15 protein-coding genes are annotated in these 18,930 nt (G+C 57.7%); 3 read left to right on the top strand and 12 right to left on the bottom strand.

Annotated elements, in window-relative coordinates; genetic code table 11:
* Positions 1-35: 35 nt before the first annotated feature.
* The 12 genes from QD280_RS02345 to QD280_RS02290 form a co-directional block, all read right to left on the bottom strand.
* Positions 36-1,553: a proline/glycine betaine ABC transporter permease gene (locus QD280_RS02345; RefSeq protein ID WP_279838185.1), complete on the bottom strand. Its 1,518-nt coding sequence runs from the start codon at positions 1,551-1,553 to the stop codon at positions 36-38.
* Positions 1,543-2,664 carry a glycine betaine/L-proline ABC transporter ATP-binding protein gene (locus tag QD280_RS02340; protein ID WP_279838184.1) on the bottom strand — a complete coding sequence of 374 codons (1,122 nt, stop codon included), beginning with the start codon at positions 2,662-2,664 and terminating at the stop codon, positions 1,543-1,545. Before QD280_RS02340 ends, QD280_RS02345 begins: the two co-directional genes overlap by 11 nt.
* Before the next feature lie 68 nt (positions 2,665-2,732).
* A complete protein-coding gene (locus tag QD280_RS02335; protein ID WP_279838183.1) occupies positions 2,733-3,677 on the bottom strand; it encodes a glycine betaine ABC transporter substrate-binding protein in 945 nt (314 codons plus the stop codon).
* A 49-nt stretch (positions 3,678-3,726) separates the two neighbouring features.
* The gene (locus tag QD280_RS02330) at positions 3,727-5,385 is read right to left on the bottom strand and encodes an electron transfer flavoprotein-ubiquinone oxidoreductase (protein WP_279838182.1); all 1,659 of its coding nucleotides are present in this window, start codon (positions 5,383-5,385) and stop codon (positions 3,727-3,729) included.
* Positions 5,386-5,396: 11 nt separating this feature from the next.
* The gene (folD, locus tag QD280_RS02325) at positions 5,397-6,314 is read right to left on the bottom strand and encodes a bifunctional methylenetetrahydrofolate dehydrogenase/methenyltetrahydrofolate cyclohydrolase FolD (protein WP_279838181.1); all 918 of its coding nucleotides are present in this window, start codon (positions 6,312-6,314) and stop codon (positions 5,397-5,399) included.
* 17 nt (positions 6,315-6,331) lie between these two features.
* Positions 6,332-7,192 (bottom strand): formyltetrahydrofolate deformylase, encoded by an 861-nt coding sequence (gene purU / locus QD280_RS02320; protein WP_279838180.1) that lies wholly within the window; start codon positions 7,190-7,192, stop codon positions 6,332-6,334.
* 32 nt (positions 7,193-7,224) lie between these two features.
* Positions 7,225-8,154, bottom strand: a complete 930-nt coding sequence (locus QD280_RS02315) for an FAD-binding protein (RefSeq protein ID WP_054555820.1) — start codon at positions 8,152-8,154, stop codon at positions 7,225-7,227.
* Between the two features lie 10 nt (positions 8,155-8,164).
* Positions 8,165-8,917, bottom strand: coding sequence for an electron transfer flavoprotein subunit beta/FixA family protein (locus tag QD280_RS02310; RefSeq protein WP_054555819.1), 753 nt, complete (start codon positions 8,915-8,917; stop codon positions 8,165-8,167).
* Positions 8,918-9,162: 245 nt separating this feature from the next.
* Positions 9,163-11,586, bottom strand: a complete 2,424-nt coding sequence (locus QD280_RS02305; protein ID WP_279838179.1) for an FAD-dependent oxidoreductase — start codon at positions 11,584-11,586, stop codon at positions 9,163-9,165.
* 680 nt (positions 11,587-12,266) lie between these two features.
* Positions 12,267-13,277, bottom strand: a complete 1,011-nt coding sequence (locus QD280_RS02300; protein ID WP_248379047.1) for a LacI family DNA-binding transcriptional regulator — start codon at positions 13,275-13,277, stop codon at positions 12,267-12,269.
* 442 nt (positions 13,278-13,719) lie between these two features.
* Positions 13,720-14,169, bottom strand: a complete 450-nt coding sequence (locus tag QD280_RS02295) for a DUF417 family protein (RefSeq protein ID WP_279838178.1) — start codon at positions 14,167-14,169, stop codon at positions 13,720-13,722.
* Between the two features lie 311 nt (positions 14,170-14,480).
* Positions 14,481-15,359: an ABC transporter substrate-binding protein gene (locus QD280_RS02290; RefSeq protein ID WP_279838177.1), complete on the bottom strand. Its 879-nt coding sequence runs from the start codon at positions 15,357-15,359 to the stop codon at positions 14,481-14,483.
* A 191-nt stretch (positions 15,360-15,550) separates the two neighbouring features.
* On the opposite strand from QD280_RS02290, the gene QD280_RS02285 reads away from it, so the two are divergent.
* The 3 genes from QD280_RS02285 (at position 15,551) to QD280_RS02275 (ending at position 18,765) form a co-directional block, all read left to right on the top strand.
* Positions 15,551-15,904, top strand: a complete 354-nt coding sequence (locus tag QD280_RS02285; RefSeq protein ID WP_279838388.1) for a helix-turn-helix domain-containing protein — start codon at positions 15,551-15,553, stop codon at positions 15,902-15,904.
* Positions 15,905-16,426: 522 nt separating this feature from the next.
* The gene (locus QD280_RS02280) at positions 16,427-17,203 is read left to right on the top strand and encodes a hypothetical protein (RefSeq protein ID WP_279838176.1); all 777 of its coding nucleotides are present in this window, start codon (positions 16,427-16,429) and stop codon (positions 17,201-17,203) included.
* Positions 17,200-18,765: a DEAD/DEAH box helicase family protein gene (locus tag QD280_RS02275; RefSeq protein ID WP_279838175.1), complete on the top strand. Its 1,566-nt coding sequence runs from the start codon at positions 17,200-17,202 to the stop codon at positions 18,763-18,765. Before QD280_RS02280 ends, QD280_RS02275 begins: the two co-directional genes overlap by 4 nt.
* Positions 18,766-18,930 lie beyond the last annotated feature (165 nt).

The following is an 18,930-nucleotide window of genomic DNA, read 5'->3' as shown; positions in this document are numbered from 1 at the left end:
TCTGTCCTTCTCGCTTGCCAAGTGGCAGTGGCGGGTCACGCCACGCTCTTGAAGCGCCCCTGCACGATACGGTCAATCACCATGGCGCACAGCAGTATGGCGATACCGGCCAACAATCCTTGCCCCTTGGCGGCGTACTGCAGCGCCATCAGCACATCAGACCCCAAGCCCTCGGCACCGATCAGGGAGGCGATGACCACCATCGACAGGCACATCAGAATCGTCTGATTGACCCCTGTCATGATGTTGGGCATCGCCAAGGGAATCTCGACATCGAGCAGCAGCTTGCGTCGCGTGCAGCCGAAGGCCAATGCCGCCTCCACGATGGTGGGTGGCACCTGACGAATGCCCAATGCTGTCAGCCTGACGACCGGTGGCAGCCCGAAGATGATGGTCGCCATGATCCCAGGCGGCTTGCCTGTCCCGAAGAACGCGATGATGGGTATCAGATAGACGAAGGCAGGCATGGTCTGCATGAAGTCCAACACCGGCTCCGTGACGGCATGCGCATACCGGTTCTTGGCACACCAGATGCCAAGCGGTACACCGATGAGCACACAGATCGTGGCGGCGGCCCCGAGTAGCGCTATCGTCGACATGCTCTTTTCCCAGAAGCCCAGGAATGCCAGGTAGCCCAGGGCCGCTGCAGTGAAAATGGCGACTCTGGGCCCCGCCAGACGCCAGGCCATGACCAGCGTCAGGATCATGATCACCGGCCAGGGCGTATCGACCAGAATGACTTCAAGCGTGTCGAGCAACAGGCTGATGCCGTTGGCGATGCCGTCAAAGACACTCCCGCCGTGAAGGGCGATGTAATCAAAGACACCGTCGGTCCAGCTGGCCGTAGAAGAGTAGATGGCCTGATTGCTGGGGAATGCCAGCAACCAGCTGACCGGCTTCTCAACCGTGTAGCGATAGAGGGTGACCGGGTATATCAGCACCAGGGCAAGCACCCCATAGAAGAGACTCAGCCAGCTGAAACCACTACGTTCCCGCTTGTTGACCCGCCAGCGGCAGTACTTCTTCTCATAGACGGGAATCGCGACCAGCCCCTGTACGACCATGATCACCGCCAGGGCGACCCCACCCCACAGCATCAACTCATTGCCGCCTGAGGCTGAGGCATTGGCGGCCGTCATCATCCTTTCCGCGGCTTGCTGCAGGTTATCCGAGGCACGTTGCAGGGAGTCCGCGTTGGCCGCCCCCGCCTCGAGGGCCAGCCTGGCCTTCTCGGCCATTTCCTCTGACTTGGCCATCAAGCCAGTGGCACGGGAGATCTGCTCTGCTCCCAGCTCCCCCCAGAGGCCCTTGCCGATCTGCACCATCGCCAACAGACAGGCGATCGCACTCAACCAGAACATGCCCCAGAGATGACGTGATGCTGCCCACAGGGGGCCAAAGACGGCAGCAGTGACATTGAAGGTCCATGCCATGCCGGTATGTGACTGCACCTTGTGGAATTGTGTCTCGTAGTACTTGCCGTTTCTGTCGGCAAAATTCTGAACCGAATGGTCGGTTCCTGACACCGTCGATGGCTTCACGTTATCTTTCATCCTGTTGCCCTCCCCGGATACCCAACAGCAGCCTGTCCTTGGTAATCATGCCGACCTCCTCGCCATCGCTCTGCGTCACGAGTACGGGCAAGTCGCTGGAGGTGGATACCTCGATCAATGCTTCCAGAGACGTCTCTTGTGTGACACGTGGTGCCTGGCGCATCGCATCTGCATCACTGAGCATCTCGACATCGATCTCCTGCATGATCGCGCTGGCCGAGATGAGTTTGAGGTTCGAGATATCCTTGACGAATTCACGTACGTAATCGTCTTCAGGATGCATGACGATCTGCTCGGGCGTTCCCACCTGCACCAGCTGGCCATCCTTCATGATGGCGATCCTATCGCCGATACGGATTGCCTCATCCAGGTCATGAGTGATGAAGATGGTGGTCTTCTTGAGCGTCTTGGTCAGCGTCACGAACTGATCCTGAAGCTCACGGCGAATCAAGGGATCCAGTGCACTGAATGGCTCATCCATCAACAACACTTCCGGGTCACTGGCCAACGCCCTCGCCAAGCCAACACGCTGCTGCATCCCCCCGGAAAGTTGAGAGGGGTAATAATCCTCATAGCCATCGAGATTGACGAGGGACAGGGCATGTTGGGAGATATCCCAACGCTTGGACTTGGGAATTCCCTGGACCTCGAGCGGAAAGGCGACGTTATCCAGCACACTGCGATGGGGAAGCAATGCCATGTGCTGAAAGACCATGCCAATATTCTTGGCGCGTATATCACGTAATTCATCGCGCGACAGTGTCGCCATGTCTTTGCCAAGCACCTCGATGGTGCCTGAGGTAGGTTCAATGAGCCGATTGAAGTGGCGAATCAAGGTCGACTTGCCACTGCCCGATAACCCCATGATGCAAAATATCTCACCGCGCTCGACGCTGAAGGAGACATCAGAGATCCCGACGACACAGTCGTATCTGTCTCTGACACTGGCTTTGTCCAGATCCTCTTCTTCAATGGCCTTCAAGACATCCGAAGGGTTTTGACCAAAGATTTTCCAGACACCCTCCAGGCGAATGACCGTTTCCTGCATGATGCGTACCCCTTGTCCTGTCGGCAGCGCCGTGACTCTAGTCAAGCCAGTGGGCGATTCCATGACTGATGCCTTTCCCTCATGGAAAGGCAGGAGTCGTCTCACTTGTCAGTCGATTGTCATGCATGGCGTCACTGCGCAAGCCATGACTCCACAAGATCCGCGTGGTCAGCCACCCATTCATGGGCGTAGGCCTCAGGGTCTTTCTTGTCGACGGTCAGGGCGTAACTCATGTCATTGATCTGTTCGAGATCCAGATTTACATGACTCAGAAGGTTCGCGGCAGCAGGTTGCTCGGACTCGAGCTTCCTGGCGTAATGGATATAGAGCGCGGCCTCCGGCCAGGCGCTGTCGGCATTGGACTTCTCCAGCCAATCAGGGTCATCAGTCGGCTGGATGATATGCCAGGTATCCGGGTTATGCGGGGGTTCCACAAGATGGACCAGGTCATACATCTGGAACATCTGGTGCGGGCTGTAACAGAAGAAGACGATCGGCTTGTCAGCCTTGTCCGAGGCAGATAGCTCGGCGACGAACAGGGTTTCGTCCAGCTCGTAGAGCTTCATGGTCTGATCATAGCCGTAGCTCTTGGCCTTGATTCTTTCGACCATGCTGGAGGCAGCAGCAGGCGGTCCCGCCCACAGCTCGCCGTAACCATCCCCGTCACGATCAAATAGCTTCGCCGTCTCGGGATTGGTCAGATCATAGATGGACGAGATGCCGTATTGCTCTGATACCTCTCGGGTCACACAGATACCCTGTGTTGCCTCCACTCCATTCATGTCCTGAAGCACGGTGCCGCGCTCCTTGACGTACTTGTCATGCAGACTCTGCTGATTGGGGAGCCACACCTCGGGATGAACATCGATAGTGCCCTTGTCCATCGCCTCGAAGATGACTGCGTTGGTGCCATTCTGCATCCCGACCTCCAGACCGAGATAATCCTCCATCACGACTTTCAGAATGTGGCTGGTCGCCGCAGCGGTTGGCCAATTGGGGACGCCCACGGTGACATCCGCAGCGTTTGCCAGGCCACTGGACAGGGAGAGTATCAATGTCGACGTGATATGTTTCATCGGTATCATCACTGCTTCCTTGTATTGTTGTTGTCTTGGTATGAGTGACTTACATGTTGGGATAGTTGGGCCCGCCGCCACCTTCCGGCACGACCCAGCGAATGTTCTGTGCCGGGTCCTTGATGTCACAGGTCTTGCAGTGAAGGCAGTTCTGCGCGTTGATCTGGAAGCGCTTGCCTGCCGTTTCCTGCACGACTTCATATACGCCAGCCGGGCAATAACGCTGCGCCGGTTCCTCATATCTGGGCAGGTTGACGCTGATCGGAATCGACGCATCCTGCAGTGTCAAATGACAGGGCTGGTCTTCTGCATGCTGGGTATTGGAGAGGTACACCGAGGACAGCTTGTCGAAACTGAGGACGCCATCGGGTTTGGGGTACTCGATGGCACGGCATTTTTCGGCGGGCTTCATCTGAGCGTGGTCGGGGGTATCATCGCGCAGACGAAATGGCAGTTTGCCTCGGAATAGATTCTGATCGAGGAAATTGAAGGCCCCGCCGAACACTGGCCCAAGTCTGTGCAATGCCGGCCCGAAATTGCGGCTGGCATACAACTCTTCGTACACCCAGGACGCCTGGAAGCGCTCGCGATACTCATGCAGCTCATTGCCGCCGCTATCGCCTTGCTGCAGTGCCTCAAAGACAGTCTCTGCCGCCAGCAACCCCGACTTCATCGCGGTATGTGTGCCCTTGATCTTGGCGAAGTTCAATGTGCCCGCGTTACAGCCAATCAGTAGCCCGCCCGGGAAGGTCATCTTCGGCAAGGCGTTGTAGCCCCCCTTGCAGATGGCACGCGCCCCGTAGGAAACGCGCTTGCCTCCCGTCAGGTATTGCGCCAGCGCCGGGTGATGTTTGAGTCGTTGGAACTCATCGAAGGGACTGACATGCGGATTGGAGTAATTCAGATCGACGATCAAGCCGACAACCACTTGCTGCTTGTCGCCGTGATAGAGGAAGAAGCCACCTGAGGTGCCATCGCTCAATGGCCAGCCAGTGCCATGCACGACCAACCCCGGCTGATGGCGCTCCGGTGCGATATCCCAAAGCTCCTTGATACCCAGACCGTAATGCTGACTGTCGGCCTCGGCGTCCAGCGAGAAATTCTGATAGAGCGACTTGCCCAGGTGGCCCCGGCAGCCTTCGGCAAACAGCGTATAGCGGGCGTGCAACTCTATCCCCTGCATATAGCTGTCGTTGGGCTGGCCATCCCGACTGACCCCCATGTCCCCGGTGGCGATACCCTTCACGGCGCCATTGTCGTGATACAGCACCTCACTGGCGGCGAATCCGGGGAATATCTCGACCCCCAATGCCTCCGCCTGCTCAGCCAGCCAGCGACACAGATTGCCGAGACTGACGATGTAATTGCCCTGGTTATGAAGTGTCCTGGGCACCAGCCAATCGGGAAATTGCAACGTGCGCTCCTGATTGGGCAGGTACAGCACCTTGTCCTCGGCCACAGGCACGCCGATGGGCGCCCCGCGCGCCTCCCAGTCCGGGAACAGCTCATCAAGGGCACGCGCTTCCAGAATGGCGCCGGACAGGATATGGGCACCGACTTCCGAGCCCTTCTCGACGACGCAGACCGACAGCTCCGTCCCCGCTGCCTGCGCCTGCTGCATCAATCGACAGGCAGCCGATAGGCCCGATGGGCCTGCTCCGACGATGACGACATCAAACTCCATGGCTTCACGATCATCCTGACTCATGGACTCTCTCCTCACCCGATCATCGAGGTATGTGAACGCTGACGCGCCGCCGCCAGGGTATTGCGCATCAGGCAGGCAACCGTCATCGGACCGATCCCCCCGGGTACCGGCGTCAAGCCACCGGCCTTGCTGACCACTGCGTCAAAATCGACATCCCCCACCAGGCGTGTCTCGCCCTTGGCGTTCTCGATGCGATTGATACCGACATCGAGGACGGTGGCCCCTGGCTTGATGTGCTCGGCACCTATCACACCGGGCAGGCCCACGGCGACGACGAGGATATCCGCCCGCCGACACTCCGCCACCATATCCCGACTACGCGAGTGCAGTGTGGTGACCGTGCAGTTGGCATTGAGCAGCAACTGACCGATGGGTTTGCCCACGATGTTGGAGCGACCGACCACCACAGCCTTCAAGCCGGACAGATCACCAAGGCGGTCCTGCAGCAGCAACAGACACCCCAGTGGCGTGCAGGGAACCATGCCCGGCTCACCTGCGCTCAGGCGGCCGACATTGATGGGATGGAATCCATCGACGTCCTTGGCAGGATCGATCGCCTCGATGACAGCGCTTTCATTGATATGCTCAGGCAACGGCAGTTGTACGAGAATGCCATCCACACTGTCGTCTTCATTCAAGAGTGCGATCAGTGACAGCAATTTCGCCTCGGTCGTCTCAGCGCCCAGCAGATGCTGGAATGAGGCGATGCCGACCTCTTCGGCCTGACGCATCTTGGTCCGGACGTACACCTGACTGGCGGCATCACTGCCGACCAGCACCACCGCAAGTCCCGGTTGATGTCCCGTCTCGGCCGCGAAGATGGCAACCTCCTCTGCCACCTCGCCTCGCAGCCGCTTGGCGAAGGCCTTGCCATCGATCACGATGCTGCACGTCTCTTCGATTGCCTGGGAGGCACTCAGCTGATTCATTGCTCCACTCCTCTGCCTCAGAAGACGACGGTTCTCAATCCGTTCTGGAAGACACGGTGCGAGACGTGGTATTTGACAGCTCGCGCCAGCGCCTGCGCTTCCATGTCACGCCCGACCTGGGTGAGATGCTTCGGATCATGGGCATGGTCGACCCGCTCGACCATCTGCTCGATGATGGGCCCCTCGTCCAGGTCTCCCGTCACGTAATGTGCGGTGGCACCGATCAGCTTCACGCCACGGTCGTAGGCCTGGTAATACGGCTTGGCCCCTTTGAAGCCGGGCAGGAAGGAGTGGTGGATATTGATGCAGCGCCCTGCCAGCTCCTTGCTCAGCGTGTCGGAGAGAATCTGCATGTAACGTGCCAGGACAACCAGTTCCGTATCAGTACTGCGGATGATTTCCAGCAGGCGCGATTCCTGTTGCGGCTTGGTCTCCTTGGTCACTGGCAGATGGATGAAATCGATGCCTTCGCGCTCAGCCATCTCCCGCAGGTCTTCGTGATTGGACACGATGGCCGTGATGTCGATCATGAGTTCGCCGGTCGCACGGCGATACAGCAAGTCACGCAGACAGTGATCATATTTGGACACCATGATCAGCACCTTGGCGCGTTCCGAGGCATCATGGATTTCCCACTCCATGTCGAAACTCATGGCAGTGACTTCAAAGGCCGCCTTCATCTGGTCGACCGTGAAGGTGCGATCCCCTTCAAAGACAAACTCGATGGTCGAAAAGAAGCGACCGGTTTCCTGGTCATCGAATTGATGCAGTTCCTTGATGAAGCAACCACGGTCCGACATAAAGTTGCCCAGTGCCGCCACGATGCCGACACGTCCCGGGCAGGAGACTTTGAGGATGTAGGAATTCTTGTTTTTCATGATTGTTGTTTTTACGCTCCTGGGTCGGGCTCTTAGAGAGCGGAATCGAATTGCGGCATGACCTCGAAGAGATCACCGACGATACCGTAGTCAGCGACCTGGAAGATCGGGGCATCCGGATCCTTGTTGACGGCCACGATGACCTTGGCGTCCTTCATGCCTGCCAGGTGTTGAATGGCGCCGGAGATGCCTACAGCAATGTAAAGCTCAGGTGCGACCACCTTGCCGGTCTGGCCAACCTGGTAGTCGTTGGGAACGAAGCCGGCGTCCACTGCAGCACGCGAGGCCCCCACGGCAGCCCCCATCTTGTTGGCCACGCTGTCGAGCATTGCGAAGTTCTCACCGTTCCCCATGCCGCGCCCGCCTGAAATGACCACACGGGCGGTGGCGAGCTCCGGGCCCTCGGATTGTGGCGCGGAGCGCCCCATGACCCGGGCTTTCTCTTGCGGTGACGGCGCCGGCAATGCCACACACTCTGCGCTTCCCTCCATTTCACTGAAGGCCTCGAACTTGGTGCTGCGTACGGTAATGACCTTGGTCGCCTCCTGGCTGCGATAGGTCGCCAGCACGTTCCCGGCATAGATGGGGCGCTCGAAGGTATTGGCGTCCACCACCGCGCTGATATCGGAGAGTTGCGCGACATCGAGCAGCGCCGCCACTCGCGGCATCAGGTTCTTGCCGAAGCTGTTGGCCGGGGCCAGCAGGTGCGTGTAGCCCTCTGCACACCCCTTGACGATCGGTGCCATATCTTCTGCTGCCGGCAGCGCGAATTGTGCTGCGTCTACCGTCATTACCTGACGAACTCCACTGAACCGAGCGGCCGCCTGGGTGACTGCCTCACAGTCATGCCCCATGACCAGCAGGTCGATGTCACTGCCTAGCTGATGTGCCGCCGTCAGTGTATTGAGAGTGGCCGAGGCAATTTCACGATTATCGTGATCCACGATGACAAGAATCGACATGACGCACTCCTTAAATGACGGTGGCTTCGTTCTTGAGTTTTTCCACGAGTTCGCCGGCCGAATTGACCAACACTCCCCCGGATTCGCGTGCCGGCATCTCGCTCATCGACACCAGCTCGAGTCGTGGCGTGAGGTCCACGCCCAGCTCACTGGCCTCCACGGTTTCCAGCGGCTTTTTCTTGGCTTTCATGATCGCCGGGAGTGAGGCATAACGCGGCTCATTCAGACGCAGGTCCACACTGACCACCGCCGGTAAGGACAACGCCAACGTTTCCAGGCCGTTGTCGACCTCGCGTACGACTTCCAGTGCACCGTCCGTCGTGGTCAACGTCGAAGCGAAGGTGCCTTGCGGCCAGTCCATCATGGCGCCCAGCATCTGGGCGGTCTGGTTGCAGTCATCATCGATGGCCTGCTTGCCCAGCATGACCAGGTCCACCCCTTCCCGCTCGACCAGCGCCTTGAAGACCTTGGCCACTGACAGCGACTCGGTACTCCCGTCGAAAGGCACATGAATGGCTCTATCAGCTCCGACTGCCAGTGCCTGGCGCAGCGTTTCCTGGGACTTGTCCGGCCCGATGGAGACGACGATGACTTCCTCGGCGACGCCGGCTTCCTTCAGTGTGATGGCCTGTTCGACGGCCACCTCATCAAAGGGGTTGATGGCCATCTTGATGTTGTCGAGATCCACCCCGGAGCCATCGGCCTTGACCCTGACTTGCACGTTGTGATCGATGACACGTTTGACACCTACCAGAATCTTCATGCGATCCCTCCACGACTAGCGTCGATTTGTAGTGTTGTAAGCAACGGTGTGCGCGAGACGATGATTGTTTGAGAGGCAGTGAGTGTTTGAGAAACAGTAATTGAGAAACAGTGATTGAGAGACAGCACCTCTCGGCAGGGCCGTGACGGCCCGCCAGACAACAACGACAGAGAGGTGCTCTCAACATTGCTCAACGAAACGCATCACGGCACTGCAATGTGATGACTCAAGACCTCACGCGAACGTCATGACTTGAGCAACGCATTGTCGGGATCGAGCAATGGCCCCGCCACGACACGTGCCGCATGCTGCTCACCGATGATGTCGACATGCAGATCCGCGCCCTCTTCAGCGTGCTCCGGGTTCACGAAGCCCATGGCGATGTTCTTGTTGACCCGATAGCCGTAGCCAGCCGATGTCACGGTGCCGACCACCTTGCCATCGGCGTAGATGGAATCACCGGGGTGCGCGGCCGCATGCTGGCAATCGACCACCAGGGTGACGAATTTGCGGCGCATCGGCTTGCCTTCCTTGGCCAGCAGCGCTTCCTTGCCCGGGAAGGTCGGCTTGTCCATCTTCACGAAGCGGCCCAGGTCACTCTCGAAGGGATCAAATTCGGTGATCAGATCGGCTTTCCAGTGGCGATAGCTCTTCTCGAGACGCATGGATTCCGTAGCCAGTGAGCCGAAGGGCTTCAGATCAAAGGCTTGTCCTGCTTCATCCAGCAGCTTGTAGGCCAGATAGAGTTGCTCGTTGGGGACGTGCAGCTCCCAACCCAGTTCCCCGCTGAAACTCACCCGCAGCGCCATGGCCTCGGCATGACCGATATAGACCTTCTTGGCCGTCAGCCACGGGAATGCCTGGTTGCTCCAGTCGGTGCGTGGCGAGAGAGAGGCCAACAAATCACGTGACTTCGGCCCGCTCACGACCAGGATGGTGTGTGAATTGGTCATGGGGACCAGCTCGACACCACAATCCGGCAGGTGCGCTTTCAGCCATTCCATGTCGTGATATTCGGCGGCAGCGGCAGAGCCGTACCAGAAGCGATCATCGGCCAACTTGGCCAGCGTCGCCTCACCGGCGACATTGCCCTTGTCGGTCAGGAAGTAGCACAGCCCCACACGGCCGACCTTCTTCGGCACATTGCCGCACATCAGGCTATCCAGCCATTCTGCCGCCTTGGGCCCCTTGATCTCGTAGCGGTTGAAACCGCTGACTTCCATCAGGCCGACATTTTCATGCACCGCCTTGACCTCTTCGGCGACGATCTTGTCCACCTCGGTAAAGCGGAAGCTGTGCTTGAACTCGAAGTCCGGCGTCGGCTTGTAGAACAGTGCACGCTCCCAGCCATTGACGGTGCCGAACTCGGCGCCCTTCTCCTTCAACACGGAATACAACGGCGTGGTCTTGGCCAGACGTCCCGCGTCACGATGCTCATGCGGCATGTGGAAGCGGAATTCATTCTGATAGTCCTCGATCGCCTTCAGCGCGGTGAACTCGGTATTGGCATGGCCGGTGAAGCGCGCCGGGTCCAGACACCAGGTGTCCCACTCGGATTCACCATGCACGATGAGTTCGGCCAGAATCTTGCCGTGACCGCCACCTTCACCCAGCCCGGCACGCAGGCCGATGATGGAATAGGCATTGGTCAGCCCCGGGGTCTTGCCGACCAGCGGGTTGCCATCGGCAGAATAGGTGATGGGGCCATTGATGATGCTGTGAATCCCGGTGCGCTCAAGGCATGGCATGCGCTTGAAGACACGCTCCATGTTGTCCAGGCAGCGGTCCAGATCATCCGGGCACAGGGCATTGACGAAGTTGGGGTCGATACCGTCCATGCCCCAGGTCTTGCAGCGTTGTTCGTAGATACCGACCAGCAGACCTTTCTTCTCCTGACGGCTGTAGAAGTCATCACGCGGGTCACGCAGCAGCGGGACACGTTCCTCGCGGGCTTCCAGCTCGGGTAGCGACTCGGTCAGGAAATACATGTGCTCCATCGAGATGACGGGATACTCGACTCCCAGCATCTTGCCGACTTCGTTTACCCGGTACCCGCAGGCGTTGACGATGATCTCGCAGGTGATATCGCCATTCTTGGTCTGTACGACCCACTCGCCATCGGGTTTCTGATAGACATTCTCCACCGGGTTGTGGCGATAGATATCCGCCCCGGCTTTACGCGCCCCACGTGCCAGCGCCTGGGTCAGCTGGGCCGGATCAATATCGCCATCGAGTGGGTCCCAAAGGCCGCCCAACAGCTCTTCATCGGCCTCCAGCAGCGGATGACGCTTGGCACACTCCTGAGCATCGATCAGTTCAAAGTCGACCCCCATGCCCTTGGCCAGGGAGATGAAGTGCTTATAGCCATCCATATGTTCCTGGGTCGACGCCAGGCGGATCCCCCCGGTGGCATGGTGGTAATTGATGGGGTGATCCGGGTCCTGGGCCAGCTCCTTGTAGAGCTTGATGCTGTGACTCTTCAGTCCCACCATCGTCTGAACCGCGCCGAAGTTGGTCACCTGTGCAGCAGAATGCCAGGTCGTCCCTGAGGTCAGTTCGTTGCGCTCCACCAGCACCACGTCTGTCCACCCTTCCTTGGTCAGGTGATACAGCGTGCTGCAACCGCCAATCCCACCGCCGATGACGACGACTTTTGCATGTGTCTTCATTGATATTCCTCAGCTTGTTCTTATTGATAAAACATCAAACATTACCGGCACGAACGGGCTCATCTCAGCGTTGTACTTGTTCCTTGGGCGGTGTCTTTCGGCCGTGCATCACAATGAATGAAAGCGCTTTCATTTCTAGCAGTAGAATTCAGGGCTGACAAGGTACGCCAGCTCACTTTTTTACCTCTAAGCAAATAGGCCCCTTCCCACACCAGTCCAACGCGGAATCAACCTAGCGCGCTATCCAGTGGAAACAACTGGCAAGGATTCGGCACAAAGCAATTGCTATCGCCTTCTGAAAGAAAGGCAGTCCTGAGAAGTGATTACAATCGCGGGTTCATTGGCAGGCTGGTAACACGGGAGCATGAAAAAAATCACGGCCGCCCCCTCTTCGTGATCGCCCAAGGGGCCATGGGAAGGCACCAGACGAAGGATCGCAATGCGATAGACGATGTTGGCAGAAGAGAAATCAGAGGAAATGCGCACCAGGCGACAGGTGGCGAAACAGGAGGTGTGTTCAAGCAGCCAGCCATGCGCCATGGCCGGAGAATGACATCTCCCCTCATGGACTGAGGGGTGAAATGAGGGACAGAGGTCAGGAAGCCATGCGCGGGGCGGGCAAGCGCGACAATGGGGAGCGCAAGCGACAAATGACGTACTGCAGTGAACGGGCCTCTCGATCAGGAACGCGGGGGCGCACAGGAGTCGCGTACTACCAGCTCGACGTCCAGCAAGGCGGGGACCGGATGCGCCTGCTCCTTCAACCGTGCGATCAGGTATTCAGCTGCCAGTACCCCCATCCGGCGTTGCGGTGTTCGCAGTGTCGTCAGAGCCGGCGTCAGGTGCTCGGCCAGCCAGGTGTCATCAAAGCCGGTGATGGAGACCTCCCGCGGCACATCGATGCCCATGATTCTGCTTTCGAAGATCGCCCCGTAAGCAAAGGGGTCCGAGCCACAGATGATGGCGGTTGGCTTGCTGTCGCGTGACATCAGCTCCCGAAACCCCTGCTGGCCATGCTCCACGCCGAAGGGACTCTGTATGACAGACGTATCGGGCATGACGATTCCGTGCTCAGCCAATGTCTCCCGTATCCCCCGCAAGCGGTGCTGCGCACGATCATTGCCTTCCAGCCGCCCGGAAATCATCGCGAAGTCGCGGTGCCCCAGGTCCAACAGGTACTGAGTCACCTTGCTGGCAGCGTCATGATTGTCGAAACCGATGCAGGGGTGTCGCAATGTCGTATCGATGGACCAGTTGATGACATAGGGGATGCCCTTCGCGTTGAGAAGGTCATAGATACCGTCATCCCGTGACAGGCCTACCAACAGCAATGCATCCACGCCATGCGCCACCATCTGGATGATCTGTTCACGCTCTTCCTCGACATCATAGCGAGACGACGCCGCCACCATGGTATAGCCGGAATTGGAAATATACTGATGAAACTCTTCGAGTGAGTGGCCGAAAAGTGTGTTGTCCAATGACGGGACGATAGCGCCGATCATGCGTGACTTGTTGGATGCCAGGGCACGCGCCGCGGCATGTGGGACGTAGCCAGTCGTCGATATCGACTTCTCTATCTTGAGCTTGGTGCGCTCACTGACGATATCCGGGTTATTGAGATACCGCGAAACCGTCGCCGGCGACACGCCCGCGTGTCTTGCCACATCGTCAAGTGTCACACTATTCATTCTGGATTTCGCCTTCTTGATATCCTGCCCTGTAAGACCAACATCCCATGACCTGCCTGGCTGCTACTTACCATGTCACTTGCGATGAGGTAAATATTGGCATGTGCGGCAGCTCTTGATATTTCCGGGATATGACAACCGCGCATCACGTGACAACCCTATTAGATCACACCTTGCACGAGAAAAATCAAACCGTCTCACCCCTGGCCCGGTACATCATTGCCAGAGGTAAAAAAATCCCGTTCGGCATCAATCAGCATTCGTGGTTGACGTACTGATAGCCCACAGACTCCCTCCTTGCAACGCCAAGGGCCCGCTGAATTCTCAGCGGGCCCTTGAGTCACCTCGTCGCTCAGTATTCTCCAACGGCTGAAGCGCTACCTGGCGAGAGTGAAGGATGTGCGAATACCTCGCTGCCACGGCGGGAAGATCGCTCAGCGCATCAACGCTTTGACGGGGCATTTCTCTCGATCATGCTGATGGATATCGCCAGGAAAAGTATATCCTTTACCAGGAAGAAGTTGGCGATCAATACGCCATCGGTCACTTTCCACACGTCGGGGGTCGTGAACAGAAAGCTCAGTGTCGTCAAGAATATGGTACTGGCCGCGAGACCAGAATAGAACGCTACCTTCCTGTACTTGAGCCCAATCAGAATACCGATAGCGACAAGGATCTCTGACAGGCCGACCAGGTTCGATACCGCTTGTACCGACATCACGTCATAGAGCCAACCCATGGCGAAATGGTTCTCGACCAGCGGCTGAATGAGGCCCGCTTCCGTGGGAGTGAATTTGTAGACTCCCAGCCATAGAAAGAGCAACGCAACACCGAATACGCCAACGTAATAGCCGATACTGCCCTGCTTGATTTCTTGATGATTACCTTGCATTCCTCACCCTCACTCCACTCATCTCGATTCACGAAACCTGTCGGCCTCAGCGTTCATCATGCTCCCCGGCAGTAATGTCTCCACGGCCAGGATTCCTGCATGACTGATGCAATGAGATACGGCAGTTCCTCGCGCGTGGATGCAAAGGAAGGTGTTTTATTTGTCTTCTCGGGAATGTCAGACCCCGTATCGGGCGCATCTGTCTCCGTGGCGGCCGCACCCTGCAACGCAACATGCAACACAATGCATAGAACGAAAAACACCGCTCTGCAGACTGCCAGAGCGGTGTTGATAGTGGTCTAAGCGTGATCTTACAGCCCTTCGAGAATCTCATTCATCTGGGCCCGCACGCTCTGCAGGCCACTGCCGGAGAGATACCAGAGGCCAGGCGAGAGCACGGTAACGCCAATGGTCTCACCGCCAGCGTCGGCCAACGCGGCTTTCAGCGCCTCAGCATCCATCGGGGTCTGACCGATGGCGGCACTGCGATCGATCACATAGAGCGCATCCGGCGCCATCTCGGCGATGTTTGCTGGTGACAGCGGGTAGAAGGTGCGCTTGCCACGGCTGACCGGCTCCACGGAATCCGACAGCTCAGGCTGGGCGATCTGCAGAAGCTCCGTCACGACCGGCTCCTGGCGCAGGATGTAACGACCATCATTATGGATCACGACCAGTGCCTCGAGATCCTCCGCCAGCCCTTCACGAGCCGTCGCGATATCCGACTCAAGCGCTGCCAAGTGCTCACGTGCCTTTTCCTGGGCATGGTACTCAGACGCCAGGCTCAGTACCTTGCCGCTCAGTGCCTCGAAATAGTCGCCTTCTGCGAGAGTCACATCGCGTGTTTCCGCCACCGCCTTCAGCGCCTCAAGCGATCCAGACTGACGGCCGGTGACGAGAATCAGGTCCGGCTCCAGTCCCGCGATCGCCTCGACATCAGGCTCCTTGAGCCCGCCGATGTCTGCTCGCCCCTCTACCAGATGCGCCACATAGGCAGGCGCGGGCTTGTGCGACACACCGATCAGATGCTCAGACAGGCCGAGCTCATCCAGCGTATCGGCAGCACCCCAGTCCAGGCTGACGACGGAGGGACCATGCGCGCCTCCTTCAACCTCGTGAGCCTGCGCGCTCAATGGCAGAGAGGCCAGCAACAACGTGGTGACAGATAGCGTGAGTCCAGACACTTTCATCGACATTCCCTTGGTGCAAATAATAATTGGTTCGATTTGTGTTCTGGAAACTAGCACACCTTTCTTCAGCTATCCTGCAACTGTGCGTTGCACTCAATGCAACTTATGCACTCCAGCGTCGGAAACGCTCGTGTCACGGCAGGCTTTTGCAACATCGCCGACAAGGGGAGCCTCGGCCCTCCTTGTCGGCGATGCTGGTTCAGAGTCTCAATGCAGAACGTCAATCACGGCATCAGGTGCCTTTATCAGGCTCCATTAGCATCGACACCCTGTGTGACATCGCCCATGTCAGCCAGCGCACGCTTCACAACAGCTTCGTCAGCATTCTCGGTATCAGCCCGATGCACTTCATTCGCCTGAACCGCCTCAACCATGTACGACGTCGGCTATGTGACCCGGACAGCACCAGTACGGTGAGCCAGATTGCCAATGACAGGGGGTTCTATCACCTGGGAAAATTCGCGCAAGATTATCGTCATCTGTTTGGCGAGCGGCCGTCGGTGACGCTGTCACGTTATCGCGCCAACCCCATGCTGGAAGCATGAAGGGATTCAAGTGCACTGGGCACTGGGCACTGGGCACTGGGCACTTCAGAGATCCTCTTGTTAACCGATGATCTTCCATTCTCGTCGGGGTGTCAGACCGATTATCAGTGACGAATCGAACAAGTGATATTTACCTCCCATCGACCATCTGCTAAATTTTGAGCATCGGGGCAAAATCCCCGATCGGGTTTGGCGACTCGAATACCTCTAGGCGCATAAGCGCCCCAGACCATGACAGGCGCTTTTTTTGTGTCTGCCATGCGTTATGGCGGTCGTGCGTGGGAGACCCTAGGGTCTGCCGGTTTCCTAGAGTGCCGGTTCGCCAACCTGCGTACGGCCGCCCCCATCACTGTTTGGCGACAGCGGGTGCGGCTCCTCAACTCTAGGAGCTTCAACCATGGTCATTCAGACTACGGCATCTCCGCGTAGCCCCGATCTGCCCACTCCCTATGGCGGCTACCCCGATCCCCCTTCCCATGACTGTCGTGCACGTAACGCTGGCGACTGCAGCGAGGTGCTGTCATGACCTCGAATTCTTCTCACACCACACCAACACCCTCATCTACTCCTCATATGCCCTCTGTTACGGGCAAGGCAATAGCCGAGTCTTCCAAGATGCCTGAGACTTCGGCGTCACACGACTCGTCATCTACCACCACCTCAGAGAATCAGCATCGCTCTCCTCCCCCTCACACCTCGAACTCTTCAACTTTCCAAGACTCCTCGACTGCGGCAGCTTATCGGCGGGGACAGCTGATCAAACAGCACTTCCAGCAGTGGTTGAAATCACTGAAGGATAAGCCGACCCATTTCACCAAAGTCAGCTGCCGTAACGAGCTGATGAAACATCCAGAGTTGGCGGGCTATAAGCCCATTATTGTCCTTCAGCGTGTCGGTGACCTGATCGATCGCTTGGTCATTGATGGTCACGCTGTCCAGTCCGATACCATCGGTAAACGTCGCCGCGTCTATCAACTCATTGATAACACTTCAGCACATTCCTCCGATGTCTCACTGCCGAGCAATCGACAGGGTATCGCCACGTCGAAAAGCGATGGCACATCGCTCCTGCCGCTTGATGAAGCACTGCAAGAACAACGTCGAGCCTTGAAAAAATCCATGCGGGCCGCGAAGGCGGAAGCCGAGCATCTGTATCAGTTGGCAAAGGACTATCCGGAAGCGAAATCGGACATCGCCTCGCTACAGGATGATGCGATTCAGCGCGCCTGCGAACTCCAGGGACAACTGGCCGCCGTGCTGGCGCTCTCTGCAAAACGCCATGCTGGAGGTGCATCATGACGCCGCGTCAGATCAATCGATTACTGCCCTCTCTGACAAGCCCGACACTCAGAGCCTGGCAAGCGCGTTGTATTGAGACAGCGCTTCAACGGCTTTCGGATCAGCAGCCCCATTTCCTGTGCCAGGCCACCCCGGGTGCGGGCAAGATGCTGATGGCAGCCGTTCTAACTGAGGAACTGATTCTCAACGGGAGCATTGATCACGTCATCTATCTGGGCCCCACCTCCGCCGTGGTAGAGCGTGCGCGTGAAACGTTTTCGCAAATTCTAGGGCGCCCCATGCAGGGCAGACTGGGGGATGTCGGTATCGCGCTGACCTATCAAGCGCTCAGCTTCCGCCTGGAGGAACTCAAGCAACTCTGTCGCCAAGGACGTGTCCTGCTGGTCTGGGACGAAAGCCACCATGCCGCCGGCGCGACAGCGTGCGCCGCAAAAAACGCCTACACCAGCTCGGCAGCCACAGGCGCCAATCAATGGGGATTGGCGCTCTTGGCATTGGAGCGCGATGTTCGCTTTACGCTCGCCTTGTCAGGCACTCCTTGGCGCACTGATGGCAGCTGTCTTCCCATGCTGCGTTATATGGCGCCAAGTTATGAAGTCGCCTCGACGTCCAAGCCAGCGGTACCAACACTGCCATCGGCTAACAGTGACCGCCTGGAGCTGATCCCAGACTTCACTTATACCCTGCGTGATGCCATCCAGGATGATGTCTGCCGTACTCCCCAGATATACCTGATAGATAATGACGACATACGTCTGGTGGCAGAACAGCAGGCGCAGCGTGAGACACTGTATTACCAAAGCATCCCGGCCTTGTTACGTCATCCTGGGGTGCATTACGCCGCCTTGCTGCGTCACCCGGGGCCTCAGCAACATTTGTTGGACGTCAGCTGCCAACGCTTGCGACAGCTTCAGGAGAAAGACCCGACCGCCGCAGGATTGGTGGTGGCATCCAACATTTCTCATGCGGAAGACATCGCTGATTGTCTGAAACAGATGGGACAGACGGTGTGCCTGGTAACCAGCCAGACGGAAGGGGCGCACGCACGACTTGAGGCCTTTCGCTACGGCCATACCTCGTGGATTATCTCCGTCAACATGGTCAGTGAAGGGATCGACATTCCCCGCTTGCAGGTCTGTTGCTACCTCAGCCACGTCAGGACCGAACAGTATTTTCGTCAGGTGCTAGGCCGAATCATACGGCGTCGACATGCACAGGATGATGCGTGCTATTTCTATGCCCTCAACGAAAGCACGTTACGACACTACGCCTACCGACTGTTTGACGACTTGCCCGACGAGCATGCTGCGATCCAACTGGATCCCTTCTCCTCCCCGACAGACTCCGCCCCAATCGTCTATCCAGCCACTGATTCGATAGCCTCCAACGACCCTGGCACGAGTGGAAAACTCCCGTCGATTGACATGCGTGGCGCGCCAAATGCTCAGGCCCCCATGAGTGAGTGTGTGAGCTTCTCAGAGGGAGTACGAGAGATCACTCTTGATCTGGCAAATGATGTGGCGTTCTCCAACGCCTTCTTGGCGCGCCTGGTATCGCTCTGATTACAGGAGGTGGCTCGGCAGCCACGCCCACCCAATCACCAGATGATTTCACTTTTTTATAGCCTAATCCTAAGCATAACATCCACAAATCGCACATTTACCAGTGGAATTACTCAAATAATCCTGCATATGCGTGACTCTCAACTCTCCATGCCTTCTAGGGCA

The sequence above is a fragment of the Cobetia sp. 1AS1 genome (genome assembly GCF_029846435.1).
GTDB lineage: Bacteria > Pseudomonadota > Gammaproteobacteria > Pseudomonadales > Halomonadaceae > Cobetia > Cobetia amphilecti.
Note: the sequence above shows the minus strand (reverse complement) of the source record. Positions and strands in the feature narration are given on the sequence as shown.

Excerpts from the sequence above, each read along its gene's own strand:
- QD280_RS02345 (WP_279838185.1), bottom strand. The coding sequence starts at position 1,553 with ATGAAAGATAACGTGAAGCCATCGACGGTGTCAGGAACCGACCATTCG.
- QD280_RS02340 (WP_279838184.1), bottom strand. The coding sequence starts at position 2,664 with ATGGAATCGCCCACTGGCTTGACTAGAGTCACGGCGCTGCCGACAGGA.
- QD280_RS02335 (WP_279838183.1), bottom strand. The coding sequence starts at position 3,677 with ATGAAACATATCACGTCGACATTGATACTCTCCCTGTCCAGTGGCCTG.
- QD280_RS02330 (WP_279838182.1), bottom strand. The coding sequence starts at position 5,385 with ATGAGTCAGGATGATCGTGAAGCCATGGAGTTTGATGTCGTCATCGTC.
- folD (WP_279838181.1), bottom strand. The coding sequence starts at position 6,314 with ATGAATCAGCTGAGTGCCTCCCAGGCAATCGAAGAGACGTGCAGCATC.
- purU (WP_279838180.1), bottom strand. The coding sequence starts at position 7,192 with ATGAAAAACAAGAATTCCTACATCCTCAAAGTCTCCTGCCCGGGACGT.
- QD280_RS02315 (WP_054555820.1), bottom strand. The coding sequence starts at position 8,154 with ATGTCGATTCTTGTCATCGTGGATCACGATAATCGTGAAATTGCCTCG.
- QD280_RS02310 (WP_054555819.1), bottom strand. The coding sequence starts at position 8,917 with ATGAAGATTCTGGTAGGTGTCAAACGTGTCATCGATCACAACGTGCAA.
- QD280_RS02305 (WP_279838179.1), bottom strand. The coding sequence starts at position 11,586 with ATGAAGACACATGCAAAAGTCGTCGTCATCGGCGGTGGGATTGGCGGT.
- QD280_RS02300 (WP_248379047.1), bottom strand. The coding sequence starts at position 13,277 with ATGAATAGTGTGACACTTGACGATGTGGCAAGACACGCGGGCGTGTCG.
- QD280_RS02295 (WP_279838178.1), bottom strand. The coding sequence starts at position 14,169 with ATGCAAGGTAATCATCAAGAAATCAAGCAGGGCAGTATCGGCTATTAC.
- QD280_RS02290 (WP_279838177.1), bottom strand. The coding sequence starts at position 15,359 with ATGAAAGTGTCTGGACTCACGCTATCTGTCACCACGTTGTTGCTGGCC.
- QD280_RS02285 (WP_279838388.1), top strand. The coding sequence starts at position 15,551 with ATGCTGGTTCAGAGTCTCAATGCAGAACGTCAATCACGGCATCAGGTG.
- QD280_RS02280 (WP_279838176.1), top strand. The coding sequence starts at position 16,427 with ATGACCTCGAATTCTTCTCACACCACACCAACACCCTCATCTACTCCT.
- QD280_RS02275 (WP_279838175.1), top strand. The coding sequence starts at position 17,200 with ATGACGCCGCGTCAGATCAATCGATTACTGCCCTCTCTGACAAGCCCG.